The 14106-nt window shown below is 42.8% G+C and carries 16 protein-coding genes; 4 read left to right on the forward strand and 12 right to left on the reverse strand.

The features are described 5' to 3' along the window. The 7 genes from AC1DWN_RS16045 to AC1DWN_RS16075 form a co-directional block, all read right to left on the reverse strand. Nucleotides 1-296: ABC transporter permease (locus tag AC1DWN_RS16045; RefSeq protein WP_477559905.1), on the reverse strand; the 296-nt coding region annotated here is incomplete at its 3' end. Beyond that, nucleotides 296-1045, reverse strand: coding sequence for an ABC transporter ATP-binding protein (locus AC1DWN_RS16050; RefSeq protein ID WP_477559906.1), 750 nt, complete (start codon nucleotides 1043-1045; stop codon nucleotides 296-298). The genes AC1DWN_RS16045 and AC1DWN_RS16050, both read right to left, overlap by 1 nt. 115 nt (nucleotides 1046-1160) lie before the next feature. Next, complete coding sequence (locus AC1DWN_RS16055; RefSeq protein ID WP_477559907.1) at nucleotides 1161-2405, reverse strand: S-layer homology domain-containing protein; 1245 nt, start codon at nucleotides 2403-2405, stop codon at nucleotides 1161-1163. Between the two features lie 112 nt (nucleotides 2406-2517). Further along, nucleotides 2518-3972: a DEAD/DEAH box helicase gene (locus tag AC1DWN_RS16060; RefSeq protein WP_477559908.1), complete on the reverse strand. Its 1455-nt coding sequence runs from the start codon at nucleotides 3970-3972 to the stop codon at nucleotides 2518-2520. A 27-nt stretch (nucleotides 3973-3999) separates the two neighbouring features. Continuing rightward, entirely contained in the window at nucleotides 4000-4773 is a 774-nt protein-coding gene (locus AC1DWN_RS16065) for an SDR family NAD(P)-dependent oxidoreductase (RefSeq protein ID WP_477559909.1), read from the reverse strand. A gap of 77 nt (nucleotides 4774-4850) precedes the next feature. After that, nucleotides 4851-5312 (reverse strand): chemotaxis protein CheX, encoded by a 462-nt coding sequence (locus AC1DWN_RS16070; protein WP_477559910.1) that lies wholly within the window; start codon nucleotides 5310-5312, stop codon nucleotides 4851-4853. A 172-nt stretch (nucleotides 5313-5484) separates the two neighbouring features. After that, entirely contained in the window at nucleotides 5485-6483 is a 999-nt protein-coding gene (locus AC1DWN_RS16075; RefSeq protein WP_477559911.1) for an HRDC domain-containing protein, read from the reverse strand. A gap of 241 nt (nucleotides 6484-6724) precedes the next feature. On the opposite strand from AC1DWN_RS16075, the gene AC1DWN_RS16080 reads away from it, so the two are divergent. From AC1DWN_RS16080 to AC1DWN_RS16090, 3 genes are all read left to right on the forward strand, one after another. Next, nucleotides 6725-7021: a DUF3055 domain-containing protein gene (locus tag AC1DWN_RS16080; protein WP_477559912.1), complete on the forward strand. Its 297-nt coding sequence runs from the start codon at nucleotides 6725-6727 to the stop codon at nucleotides 7019-7021. Nucleotides 7022-7072: 51 nt separating this feature from the next. Continuing rightward, complete coding sequence (locus tag AC1DWN_RS16085; protein ID WP_477559913.1) at nucleotides 7073-7351, forward strand: hypothetical protein; 279 nt, start codon at nucleotides 7073-7075, stop codon at nucleotides 7349-7351. A gap of 321 nt (nucleotides 7352-7672) precedes the next feature. Further along, nucleotides 7673-8197, forward strand: a complete 525-nt coding sequence (locus tag AC1DWN_RS16090) for a C40 family peptidase (RefSeq protein WP_477559914.1) — start codon at nucleotides 7673-7675, stop codon at nucleotides 8195-8197. Nucleotides 8198-8285: 88 nt separating this feature from the next. Here the strand turns inward: AC1DWN_RS16090 and AC1DWN_RS16095 are convergent, their stop codons facing one another. From AC1DWN_RS16095 to AC1DWN_RS16105, 3 genes are all read right to left on the reverse strand, one after another. After that, a complete protein-coding gene (locus AC1DWN_RS16095) occupies nucleotides 8286-9401 on the reverse strand; it encodes a CapA family protein (RefSeq protein ID WP_477559915.1) in 1116 nt (371 codons plus the stop codon). Nucleotides 9402-9594: 193 nt separating this feature from the next. Further along, a complete protein-coding gene (locus AC1DWN_RS16100) occupies nucleotides 9595-10644 on the reverse strand; it encodes an NlpC/P60 family protein (RefSeq protein ID WP_477559916.1) in 1050 nt (349 codons plus the stop codon). Between the two features lie 234 nt (nucleotides 10645-10878). After that, nucleotides 10879-11922 (reverse strand): YheC/YheD family endospore coat-associated protein, encoded by a 1044-nt coding sequence (locus AC1DWN_RS16105; protein WP_477559917.1) that lies wholly within the window; start codon nucleotides 11920-11922, stop codon nucleotides 10879-10881. Between the two features lie 237 nt (nucleotides 11923-12159). Between AC1DWN_RS16105 and AC1DWN_RS16110 the strand changes: the two genes are divergently transcribed. Next, complete coding sequence (locus tag AC1DWN_RS16110; RefSeq protein WP_477559918.1) at nucleotides 12160-12945, forward strand: YheC/YheD family protein; 786 nt, start codon at nucleotides 12160-12162, stop codon at nucleotides 12943-12945. 91 nt (nucleotides 12946-13036) lie between these two features. On the opposite strand, the gene AC1DWN_RS16115 is transcribed toward AC1DWN_RS16110, so the two are convergent. Further along, entirely contained in the window at nucleotides 13037-13804 is a 768-nt protein-coding gene (locus AC1DWN_RS16115; RefSeq protein ID WP_477559919.1) for a metallophosphoesterase, read from the reverse strand. A 70-nt stretch (nucleotides 13805-13874) separates the two neighbouring features. Then, nucleotides 13875-14106: lasso peptide biosynthesis B2 protein (locus tag AC1DWN_RS16120; protein ID WP_477559920.1), on the reverse strand; the 232-nt coding region annotated here is incomplete at its 5' end.

Raw genomic sequence — 14106 nt, forward strand, 5'->3', positions numbered from 1 at the left:
GACATCTCTACCTCACGAGGCATCATAAACACGGTATCAGCAGAAGCAAGCCAAGTACGAAGGGGACTCCAGGCTACCACCATCGTTAACAAAATAACGCCAACCGTCGCGATAGGAAAGTTGTTCGGTAAATTATGGATCAATGAGAAATAACTTATTGCCGATGCTATGAAAATAAGTGATAAAAAAGCTGGAAATCCGCTTTGCCCCATATACCGTAAATAGGGCAGTGTTTCCACCCGAAAGGCTCGCGAGCGCTGCTTCCAAATCGCTTCAAGCGTTCGTTCCGTACTCATTAGTCCTTGCCTCCGGTGACGAGCTTATAGAAAGCATCCTCCAACGAACCACTCCGCATATCCATTCCAGCCGCTTGCCGAACCTCATCTAGTGTTCCTTGCGCTACGATTTGACCATGATGCATCACGATAAATTGATCGCAATAAGCTTCAACTGTGGATAGGATATGCGAGCTCATCAAAATAGCAGCCCCCTTCTCCTTCACTTCAACAAGCCGCTCTAGCAAGGAACGAATGCCTAGTGGATCAAGTCCGAGAAACGGCTCATCAATAATGAATAACGAGGGGTCCGCGAGAAGCGCGTTCATAATCATCACCTTTTGCTTCATCCCTTTAGAGAGATGTGAAGCGAACGCTTTCCGTTTCGGTATCATTTGGAACTGCTTCAGCATTTCTTCCTCTCTTACCTGAAAATCGCTTCTTTCAATGCTGTACGCCATGCCCGTTAAGCGCAAATGCTCCTCCACCGTCAGCTCATCGAACAAAACCGGTGCCTCTGGTACATAAGCAAACGCCGCACGATAACGCTCTGTCTGCTCCTCTAAGGTTACACCCGCAACCCTCACTTCACCTACCTGTGGCTTCATTAGTCCGAGAATATGCTTAATGGTTGTACTTTTCCCTGCACCATTCAAACCAATTAGTCCGACCATTTCACCTGCTTTTACCTCGAATGAAATGTCGTGCAGAACAGGTCTTCTTGGGCTGTAACCGCCTGTTAAACCTTTTACCTGTAAAATAGTATCCATTCGCTCACCTTCAGTACGACGATTTAATATAGACTATTTACCAGCATACCGAAATTTCCGAATAATATCAAAAAAAAGACATCACCGCGGTCGGTGATGCCTTCTTTCATGCTATCTATTTAACGATGTCAATTGATTTAACAATCCCGTTCTCGCCCTTCAACAATACCAGTTGACCAGTCTTGATAAGAGATGCATCGCCAACAATGGCAACATTAGCGTCAATTGCAAAAGTAGCCGATTGCCCGTTTTCTACGCGCGTGATTGAAACGGTAGAAAGCTTCGCTTGCGAGTTGAATGTCAATGCATTAACAACGCCATAGTCCGTAAAGGCTGTAGTGACAGGTGCATTTTTTATGACTTCAATAAAGACTACTTTATTTTGATACGTACGCACAAGCACTTCATCACCAGCAAGTAGTGCACTGACTGGCGCTTTCTTGTCATCTCTGAAAATAAATACATTTGGATCCAACACAAGTGACACTTGTGTATTATCCGATTTCACAACCGTTATATTACCGTTAGTTGCACTTGCTGCCAGTTTGCCTGTAATAGCTTTGGCATCCTGATCCGGCATTTCTGAATCAGTACGGTCAAGAAGTGCCGCAAGCTCCGCGCGAGTTACAGGTTGATTCGGTCGGAAGGTTTTGCCGTGCTTGTCATCATAACCAGTAATAATACCTTTCTGAAGCGCGAGAGCAACATAACCAACTGATCCTGCAGGAATCTCTTTAGCATCCTTAAAGTCCAGCTTCGTATTATTGAGTGCCTTGGCCTCATCTTCGAGCTTGAGAGCTTTAATAAGAAGAATAGTTGACCATAGTCTTGTTGCATTTTGTTCCGGCTTAATTTCCATTTCCGTTTCTGAAAATAGATCATTCTCCAAAGCAACAGCTACGTAACCAACTGCCCATGGGTATTTTTTTTCTAATTTGTCGGCATCTTTGAACTGAAGATCTGTGTTCATTTCTTCTGCTGATTCTGCTTGATCGCGAAGACCCATTAGTCTAACCGCAGCGGTCAATGTTTCAATTCGAGTAATTTTTTTCCCTGGTTTAAACGTTCCGTCATCATAACCGTTGAATACGCCCTTCGACGCTAAACGCATAATGTATTCCGTTGCCCATTCCATCTCTTCTTCGTCATCGAATTTCCATGTTACTTTATATTGGTCATCATCATCGTCGTCATCGTCGTTTTTGTCATGCTTATCCTCATGTCGGCCTTTATCATCATCACGATCATTGTCATGGCCATTTCCCTTGCCACTTGCAAATGTCGAAGTCGCTCCCCCTACGAGCATCATTAGCGCAAGTGAGGATATTACTGTTTTTCTCCACATCGTTTGTTTCAACAAAAAAGCCACTCTCCTTTTTTCGATTGCGGAAATTACCGCTTTTTACCTTCGCCCATACACTTCGGGAAAGGCTGTTCGAATTAAGAGGGTGGCTTTCAAAAAAAATATTTTATTATTCTTTATCCGCTTCGCGTTTTGCTTTCAACCATTTCGGAGCGCCTTTATTTTTACCTTCACGCTTCTTTTCTACCTTTTTCGGGGTAGGCTTCGCAGCTGGTTTTGCTGTAGGCTTTGTAATTGGCTTGATCGGCTCTGCTGCGGAGCTTGTCGTTACCTGCTTTTCGGTATCAACCGAGCCAGAAAGGTCTTTCCTTCCCTCTGTCCGTTTCGTAGCAGCTGCTTCCGTATCACTTACTAGCAGCGACTTTCTAGGCTGCGCCGAGGCTGCCTCCTGACGTGCTTGGAACGGACGAGTCGCTTCCCTTAGCTGATCCGAGGTCATTAGTTTTCCTTTGAACATCGTGCGTTCAGTCAGGTCAATGCCAAGCTGCTTGCGGAATTTCTCCATAATGAACAGCTCTTGCGGCGTTACGATGGAAACAACTGTTCCAGACCTACCCATCCTGCCTGTTCTGCCAGCTCTATGTACATAGTGATCCGCGTCACTTGCCGGATCCAGATGTATGACAAGCGGCAGTCCTTCAATATCTAAACCGCGGGCTGCAACATCCGTTGCGAGCAGCAATTGACAGCGGCCATCTCTAAATCGTGTTAGAGTCGCCGCGCGCCGCTGCTTATCGGCATCGCCATAAATCGCTTCAACTGAAAAGCCTTCGTAGCTGAGCTTCGATTCCCAATTGGATATATTGTCTGTATCATTAAGGAACAGCAGTGCAGAGGAAGGGTTCAACAAACGTATTAGTTTTCTAGCTGTATCCGTCTTATCACGCTTGTCGCTCACAATAAAATAATTATCGATTGTTTCAGATACACGGTGCTCAGGTGTAATTTGTATCCGAACAGGGTCCTTCATCCAGCGTCCTTCAAATCGAGCCATTAGATCCGGATAAGTTGCAGAGAAAAAAGCGATCTGCCGGCCATTTCCCATTCCATGTAGAAGTGTCTCCACTTCACGTGTAGATCCAAGCTGGAATACTTGGTCAGCCTCATCCACAACAACACTGATAACATCATGCAGCTTAATTTTACGAAGCTTCAACAGCTCATGCATCCGACCAGGTGTACCGACTACCAGCTGAGGATGCAGCTTTAGCTTCTCCACCTGACGCTTAAGTGCCGCGCCGCCAATTAATTGCTGTACGCGAAGATTGAGCGGCTCCGCATATACTTCCGCTACTCTTAAAATTTGCATAGCAAGCTCTTGAGTTGGTGACAAAATAACCGCTTGCAAAGCGTTCGAATTCGCATTTAGACGCTGCAGCATCGGCAATAAGTACGCTAATGTTTTGCCTGTTCCTGTCTGCGATCTAGCCGATACGTCGCTGCCTCCAAGCAGAATTGGAATCGTCTCTGCTTGCACCGCAGTCGGTTCAACAATCCCATTCTCCTTCAGCTTTTCTTCCAGCTTGTTTACAATACCTATCTCATTCCATGTCTGCTTACTCATTACTTAATTCCTCTCTTATTCAAACCTTTATTTTCGATTAAATAATCCGCCAAACAGCTTATCGGCTGTTCTTGGAAATAATTGATACAGCTTAATTCCTAAAGCGGCTGTCTTAGGCAGGTCAACCTCAGCCTTCTTACGCTCCATAACACGAATAATCATTTTGGCCACATAAGTAGGCTTCATCATAAACCAGCCTACATTTTTCACATAGGAGCCCGTAGGATCAGCAAGAGAGAAGAAGGGCGTATCTATTGGGCCTGGATTAACAGCAGATACCTTAATACCCATTGGTTTCATCTCCATGCGCAGAGCATTGGTAAATCCAAGCACAGCATGCTTCGTTGCCGTATAGCCGGTTGACTTCGCTGAGCCAATTTTCCCTGCCATAGAAGCAATATTCACAATATGCCCGGTGCCTTGCTTCAACATATGAGGCAGAACTGCCTTCGTACAACGAACGATACCCATGTAGTTTGTATCCATCATTTCATCAAAGCTTTCCACCGTTTCATCCATGAAATACGCAAATTTCCCATAGCCGGCGTTGTTAAGCAAAATATCTATTTTTCCATATTTTTTAATCACAGCATCTACTGTCTGCTGCACCTGTTCGGTATTTGTGACATCCATCTGATAGTAAGCACATTTGCCCTTTATTAATTCCGCAGTCTCCCTCAGCTTATCGAGATTACGGCCAGTCAGCACTGGTATAGCACCTCGCTCGGCCAGCATTTTAGCCGTTATGGCGCCAATGCCGCTTGAAGCGCCAGATATGAATACAACTTTCCCGTTTAACATCCAACATCACCCACTCACAATTTTACTTGATTGGTCTTAAAGACGCAAAAAAAGCTCCCTAGGGAGCCATCTCTGTGCTAAGATGCGAATAAAACTTGAATGTCCAGTTGTCCGATACCTTCCATTATAAGCGGGATCGTCAGCGCTTGTTTTGTAGAAAAACCAGCGGAGTTGGCTGAGTGGATCACTTTGGGCGGGGTAATATCAACTTTCACACCTAGATTATACAACATCGTACTGGCATTTCCACTTATCATATTGCCGAGCTCAGAAATAGCACTGCGAACGATTTCATCGATTTCAGAAACAACAAATCCGCCCATCATTGCAGAAACCATTTTGAGTGCAACCTCTTCACTAAGACCTAATACAATGTCACCGTTCATTTGGCCCTTAAGTCCAATTTGAATCCAAATATAGTTTTCTACGAACTTGATATCCTTGAGACCAAGTTCTCCTGTAGCAGGTCGAATCTGAACGACTTGCTCAATTACAATTTTTGCAGATTCAAGAAACGGATTAATATATTCTGCCTTCATGAAGAGGTTACGCTCCTTTTCGACAAAATTCGCTAATTGTCTATTTTGTTTATATTATACTGAAATAATTAGGACAAGTATACTATAATGGAAATAGATGAACCAAAAGTCCTAGTTCAAAATAAGGATTTTTTATGGGAAAAAGTACAAGAATCAGGCTGTTTGTACCTAATTACACCGCTTTATCCGTACTGCTCCTACGAAAACGAAGTCGAATTAACCGAAGTCGCTCGTACAACACCTCGACAGGCCTATTAAGCTGAGACGCCTCAGTTGAGCCGTATACTTGCTCGAGCACAGGCTTCAGATACTTATCACCCACCAATGAAAGCGCATCCCATACAAGCTGCTGCTCGGACTCAGGAACTTCACACAGCTCTTTCGAGATAAGAGGCTCGAAGTCGTATCCTTCTTGTTCAAGCAGCTCAATCCGATCCAAAAGCTCGCGCCTTGTCATTTCCAGTTCCGTGACAAGCTGTTCTAATGATCCTCCTTGCTGTACAGTTGATAAAATTAATTTTTTTGCGGTTTGACGATTCATTTGATTTTTATATTTGGTTTCCTTTTGCTTAAATAGCCATTGTTTATAAGAAGCTTGATCAAGCTGCTCGGTTACCCATTGCAACGGAAACTCGGTTATTCTGTTCGTCTCCGCTGTAATCGTTAGCACTTCCACTCCATACAATGATTGCTTTATACTGCCCCATCCTGGTATTTGCTTTAATTCTTCCTCGGTATGTGGAATAAATGCGCTAATCATCCATAGCATTCGATTAGTGGCGATGAGATAGGCCGATTTCTTCTCTGCGATCGCTTTGGCACGGCGCCACTCTCGCAACAACTGAAACAAAGGCTGATTGGCATGCAATTCTCCGTAGCATTGCTGCATCGACAAGAAGCTGCCCGTTGACGTACGTCGATCATCCAGCATCCCATCTATAATAGGCGTGTATCCCTCGCCCATCATTCTTGCTATTCCATGGCGGAATGTAGTGATCATCTCTTCCCATGAAGTACCTTCAAACCAAGTCTCAGGATTGTCCGCAGCTTCCTTATCCTCCATCCACAATACAGCCCATACCCCCTGGCGCTCACAAATGGACAGCTGAGCACTGACAATTTCATGCCCCTCAACTTGCTTCTCAAACGTGTTCAAAAAAACGATTTGCATAATTAGCACACTCCTTCATCCCAACAGTTTGTTGCGAGTCAATTGAACAGCGAACATCAACTTTGGTTCAGGATAAGGTGGCAAGCAACAACAAAAAAGCACCCCTCCTGCCTTAGCAGAAGAGGTGCTTCCTCTCACGTTCAATGATTCGATTGCTTATATGCTATCATAATGATTTCTTTATTACAAGCATTTTAATGATGTATAATAAATCTAATAAATAGAGTGGAGGCTATACCCTATGCTGTTGCCCGACTTTGATTTTTTGTCTGACACTACCGAGCAAACATCGACTAGATTCGTTACCTTTATAGGACCAAGTATGAAGCGATTCGACCTCGCAGTAACATCAACAAGCCGCTTTTACGGTAAACAACTAATAACCGATATGCAGTCCGGTAAAACAGCTATTATTGGTCCTGATGATTTAGATGAAGAAGGCTACTTGGAGCATACCTACAAAATTACGGAGGAAGAAGCTGCCGAGCTTGTCCAGTTTCTATACTTTGTCGTAGGGRCCGTGAATTTTAACGACTAATCAGGGTACACTGAAGTGGTAATAGATTACCATTTCAGGAGGAGTTTGCTGATGGATCGGTTTATTAACGAAGATCGTGAGCCGTACACCGATGTTTCGACAGTAGAATCACAACGCAACGACCTTATTCCAGAAGAGTTTCCGGAAGGCTCTTACGGCTCTGATCTGCTTACCGAATCTCTTGGTAAGAGTACGCCCTGGCGAATCAATCAGCGATCGTCTAACCCATTTGGCTATGAGAATCGAACACTTCATGAGGGGATCGATCGTAATTATCCCGGCGAAGATGTCCACAACACTATAATTCCTGATGTTCAAGATGAGCCTTGAACAGGTGAAGCCCTTGGTTATACACGTATATGTGYATCGCCAAGGGCTTTTTCTATATATGAGATGAAGTCGTTTTAAGGGAAATATGAACTCAAATAAGGAAAATTCGCATTTTAACACAGTAATCAGGCTGCAACAAGAAAAAAAATTATCATTTGAGAGGACCAGCTCTTCAAAAAACGCATATAAAACTGCTTCATTGCTAGCTTTTTCAATAATTATTTATGTTTTTTGGTCGATGCTTACCAATTTTTTCAGGTTTAATTGATCCAATAACTAAACTTATAATACGGGTAACATTACTTAGAAGGAGTCGTTCATATGAAGAAGGGTATAAAAAGTAAAATTGCTATCTTAATGTTAGCCATTACCATTCCAGCATCTGGATTGATGCATGATGCCAACGCTGCAGCAGCATCAAACACTATAACAGCGAAAAGAGAAAAGCTTGTAAAAACTGCGATATCATTGCAAAATAAAGTTGATTACGTACATTGGACAAAACGCCAAGAAAAATATGCGCCTTATAAAACAGACTGTTCCGGCTTTGCTTACCTTGTTTATAAAAAAGCAAATGTGGGTGTAGGTCTTGTCAACAGAGATGATGATGACCAAGCCAAAGTAGGCACTAAGGTTGCATGGGGCAACTTCCAAAAAGGCGATTTGATTTTCACTTGGAACGGTGGCTCTAAGAATAAAAAAGATGTCGGACATGTCGGCATTTATATCGGCAACGGTAAAATGATTCACAACGCTTCAGGCAAGAGTGATGTTATTGTAACGAATATTTATAAAACCAACTACTATAAAGACAGATTTATTGTAGCTAGACGAGTAATCAAGTAAGCTCCTGAAGCTGACTTTATCAAAAAACCTTTCACGCAGCCAGTATTCATCACTTTCTGCTTGAAAGGTTTTTTGTCTGCTCTATTTCTTATACAATCTTAAATCGAGCCGTTTTTGAATGGCTTGGAATATGACGCTTCACATGCTCGAACATTTTCCTCATGCGCTCCAATTCATTTCCCTTACGATCCTTATGTTTCTCCAATGTCGTCCCCATGGGCAGCAATCGGAAGACAGATCTTGCTCCGGATTTAGTAATACGCGTCCAGGTCGGAATAAACTCCACATCTATGATCTGTACGGTGCCGTCTTCATGTTTTCTAATATCGATTTTTGTAATAAGACCTGTAAGTGTATGGTCGTTTCTATAAAGTCTTGTGGAAATGAGATTGCCAAGTGAATAGATAGCGAATCTTGGCTTGCTTACTCCCGTTACGTCCTTCACTTCATAGAAGAGCGCAGGCTGAATGACATGCGAATGTGCACCTAGAATGATATCTGCTCCATTTTTAAATAATAACTGAACAAGATTTTTTTGCTGCTCTATCGGATACATACTGTATTCTCTTCCAAAGTGCATGCACACGATAACGAGGTCTACCTTTTTTTCCTTCAGCTTCTTTATATCTGCAACGATTTTGCTTGGTTGAATCAGATTGACAGCCCATGAATGATCAGAAGGCACTGGAATTTTATTTGTCGTTTTGGAATAAGCTAATACCCCGATCTTTATTCCTTTAACATCTTTAATAACATGCTCCTGAGACTCCTTTAAAGAGCGAAATGTGCCGGTATGCGCAATCCCATGAGAGTCAAGCACCTTTAAGGTTMGCTTCAGTCCACTAATCCCACAGTCCATGCAATGATTGTTTGCTGTAGAGAGCACGTCGAAGCCAAGGTTTTTCAGCGTATCTGCAAACTGGTCTGGGCAATTAAACATCGGCCAGCCCGTCTTAGGGTTCCTTCTTACTACGGAATACACGCTCTCGTTCGTTTTTGAACCTTGCTTATAGTCAGGATTCGTTCCTGAAAAGGTCGTTTCTAGGTTTCCGATTGTRAAATCCGCGTTACGTAGATATGGCGCAATCTGCTCGAATATGTCATCAAATACGTAACCCCGTTCACCGGAAACTTTGGCAGAGTTAATAATCCTTGTCTTCATCAAAAAATCTCCGACCGCGGCGATCGTAATGTCCGTACTCATGTCTCATCTCCGTTATTATTAGTCTCTATTCAAACTGGCTCTCCTGAAGAGTGGAGCCGCTTAATATCATATGATGAAGGCATTTGTCCCGCATTAGTTATTCGCCCATATTTTTAGAAAAGAATAGGCTCTATTCGCGACAAAAAAAGAGGGGATATGAGCTGCTGCTCATATCTCCTCTTTTCGAACCGTGCTATTTTTTTACGATACTAGTATAAGTACTGTTAGCCGTTATGTATGCAGTCTTGCCATTCACTTTTACTTGATACCAATATTGATTCGTTTTCTTAATCAATTCAGCCTTCTGTCCCAGCTCCAGCTTTCCGACCGTGCTTGAGCTCTGTTTCGGGGATGCTTTGAGTGAAACCCAACCTTTTTTTGTTACTATGTATTGCTTCGTGCTTTCGATTGGTTTATCAGTATCCGGCTTCGGCGTCACCTGTGGTGGCTTTGGTGTCGGCGTCGGCGTTGGTGTAACCTGTGGCGGCTTTACAGCGCTCCCTGTCCACGTGGGAACCTTCTTCTGCGGCGTAAGCACATATTTCTTAGGAATAACAGGCGCTTGCGCCTTATACCCTGCCATTCCACTTAGAGCATTGTTAGGCAAGACACGCCTTGCGGAATGGAAAGCCTCTCCCCACCAATAAGACCAGCTATCAACAGTACCTAGCGCCGTTGGATTGCCGTCACTCCTTGTCCCAATAACGACCGGCTGACCATCACGATTCGTTCCCATGTAGATAGCGACATGAGATATTTTACCGTCCTTCTTCCAGGTTAAAATATCGCCAATTCGCAGGTTGCTAATGCCGGTTAGCTGCCATTTTCCGCTTACTTTCTTCTTTCCTACGCCTTCAACCTTTGTCCCAACGGAATCATAATTACGAGCAGTTCCCGTAATATTAATACCAAAGTCACCGAACACCAAACGGGTAAAGCCTGAACAATCCTCATACCCATATTTGCCGTAAGCGTCTGTGCCATGACCATAAATGAAATATCCGTTCTTCATATACCAAATAGCTCGATCCACAACTTGGTAAGCTAATGTTCCTGTTTTTCCAGCGTATTTGGATTGGAAATCTGCTACATTGTAAAGCTCGTCCTTCACGTAGCTGTCAGCATTTATGTATTTCTTATATTTGGAAATTGCTTCTGCAGTGGAGTAACTCGTATCAGCGAAGACGACACCTGTCGCTCCTAGAGATAATGCTAACGTTAAACTAATTATCTTTTTCTTCAAATGTATCAGCTCCTCATGTAGGTTACCTCACAATCTTAGCAACTATTGCTAGTTTTTTTAACTGGTACATATAACCATTGGGTTCAAACCCTTGCTGTCGCTGACAATAAAGTTGATCACTTTTTTAGCACCTGCTAAAAATTTTCCAATAAAATTTGTTTATTTTTGTTTATTTCTGTATATCAACTACTCACCCTTCACTTCAGCTTATAAGCAAATGAAGGGTGATTGATATTAGCTTTTTTCTAACAAATTTCTAGCGTATTGGAAATGATTATGAAGGCTTTTTTCCCAAGCTTTTTTGCCGTATACCTGCTTAATAACCTCTTTGCCAGGCTTAATATTGATTTCAAGCAGCCAAAGGCGACCGCTGGCATCAACTGCGAGATCGATCCCTAATTCGGATAACCTGGATTGGTATGATTTCTCCACAAATTCCGGAATATGATCGCCCACCTCGGCAATCGATTTTGTAAGAGCTTCCCCTTTGTCCTTGCCGAACTCCTTGCTCATATAGCCGTCCACATCATACGCGCGGCCTCCGGACTTGATATTGGATGTGATTTTATCCTTCTTTGCTTCTCGGACAGCCATACCTGTCGTCTGCCAATTACCCTCTCCGTTCTTCTGCACAAGCACCCGAATATCGTATACATTTCCATTCTTATTTCGAATATCAATCCATTTCTGCATCAGATGTCGTCCATTCCGCAATACCTTTCTTAGATAGGAACTAAGCTGACTGACTGGCAGTCTTAACGAAGCAACATCATTTCTTTGTACGATAAACTGCTCTTTATCACGAGTTACCCTAATAATTCCTCTTCCACCCCAGCCATTAATCGGCTTTAGCATAATACTTCCGTGCTTATAAAGAAATTTGATAAACTGTTGCTCATTTTTAACCTGTTCGGTAGGCAGAAGATAAGGCTTCAGCAGAGTAGATTCAAGCAAGTGATTTTGGATTTTGCATTTATTCCCCAGCCCGTAGCCAGTAAATTCAAACGTTTTGCTTCTTTTCACTATGCTAGCTCTCTGAACTGCCGCTGAAGTATAGAAACCTATATCCATATTAATTTTTGGAAAAGCTGTTGTTTTCTTCGTCCATTTACCGTCCTGAAACAGATAACCTCGAATCTGCTTGCGGTCTAAGCTCACATCGTGAGGGGTGAACACCATTACACCATTAAACTTTTCAGCAAGCGCAGACTTAGCATGTCTTCGGAAGCTTCCTGGATTGTTAACCCGATGAGTCATGATTCCTAAAATGTTATTCATAAACGCACTCCTATCTCTTGTACCGCTGGGTATAAATCCGTTTATTATCATATGATCAGGGCTCCTGTACCGCCTTAGATATTCGCCTAAATTTCATAATTCAATTCGTGTTTTAAGCTCCGCGATTGTGCGCCGCTGTAGGTACTCTTTATCCCATGCTGGAATACTATGAATTACGTCGTTCGAGGCCCATTCGATGACAAGCAACAGCTGTTAATCTATGGAGGAGATCCCAAAGTGAACGGAAAATTGATCAAATATCCTGGGAGAAAATGGTTGAAGCACGTCGCGCTTTGGAGCGATCCTGAGCTGCGTGTCCATTTACCCGAAACCGAATTATTTACTACGGAGTCATTCACACAGATGATTGAACGGCATCCTATTCTTTTTCTCAAACCGGATCTAGGAATGAAGGGACATGGCATACTGAAGGTTTCACGCGAGGATGACAGTTATGTCATACGCACTGCGACCAAAACACATATGTACCGAAATCTAAAATCAGCTGCATTAAAGCTAAAACAGCTCGTCGGAACCAAAAAATATCTCGTTCAGCAGGGAATCGACCTTATTCAAATTAAAGGCAGCCCCGCCGACTTTCGTGTACTTCTGCATATACGACCTAACGGTGAATGGAGATTTTTCGGTATTATGGGGAAAGTTGCGGCAAAAAACAAATTCGTAACGAACCACAGCAGTGGAGGATTGGCGATTCGCCTAAGTCAAGCGCTATCCTTATCGTTTGGTGTAACGAAGCAAGAAAACATCGAATGGAATGATAAACTCAAAGACTTGTCCATTCGCTTAGCAAACGCAATGAAAAAAGAATTCCCGAATATTAGCGAGCTTGGGCTAGATATTGCCATCGACAACAATAAGCAAATCTGGTTAATAGAAGCGAACACAAAGCCTCAATTCCAATTATTTAGATATCATTCTAACCCGAGTCTATATTCGAAAATCGCTTCATCTGCCAATGCGATTAGATCGTCACACCGTGCCTCTCAAAAGACGCTTATATAGGTAGGATATGAAACAAATGTAATTCTACCTTCATCTAATCTTGAAAAAAAGACCTGTTGAATGAAGCTTAAGCTTCATACAGCAGGTCTTTTTATAAATTATGCAGCGTAATTTCACTCCTAACCATAAAGCGAGCATTCACACCCGCTTGACCAATCCCTTTGGAGATGTAGAATGTACCGTATTCGTTCGTATGAAGGCCTTTGTAAATGCCTCTCGCTGCAAGAGGACCTTTGGGCTTCAACTTAAAAAAGAACGGCACATTCAGCTGCTTTCCATGCAGATGACCAGCCATTAAATAATGATAGGGGTGCTTAATACGAAGCACCACATTGGGATCATGCGTAATGACGATGACTGGTCGCTTATTAGAAATCCCTTTAAAAGCCTTTTCTACCTTACTGTGGCCTGTGCCATAATCGTCGATGCCTACTAAATCGAAATCAGGGAGTGATAGTGATTCGTTGCGTAGGACAGGGATTCCGTAGGTATCAAATATGTCTAGTATGGACCCGGTTAAACGTGGGCTCTGATAGTCATGATTACCCAATACCGCATAAACAGGTATTCCACAATCAGATATAACATTCAAATAGTGAGTCAAACGCGGAATGTAGCGGTTTCTATACGTAAAATCACCGGTCAAAAAAATATAGTCCGGCTTATTTGCTCCAATAATTGTCCGCAACTGCTCGGCGCTGATGCGCAGCATGTCTACGTGCAGATCACTAATTTGAAGGATACGTTTGTTGATACCCGTACTATGCTGCACTCTTTCTACCTTCAACCACTTTGTTGGTAAAATAAACAGTAAATATAGGAGAAACACGGTTGTCGCAATCCAGAGTAAAATATCCAAATGTTCCCTCCTTACGTTACACGATCTAGTTTGTCTATTTGTTCAGTATAGTAAATTCGCTGATGTAAAGCTAATCCTTAATTTTTTTATATTTAGCGAATTTCCCAACAACCACAAACAATTCCATACCTTCCACGCCTGTAATATAGCAGGAACCGCTGCGAAGCCAAGCATGGGCGATCATTTTCCCCGTATCATCCCTTGTTGTTCCCAGATACAGTGTACTCTCTATATGACGCCTTTCAAGCATTTTTAAAGCGGCAATAGCCCTTACGAGACACTTACTTTCCCAGAACGTATGT

It is taken from the genome of Paenibacillus sp. P4_A7, assembly GCF_056402455.1.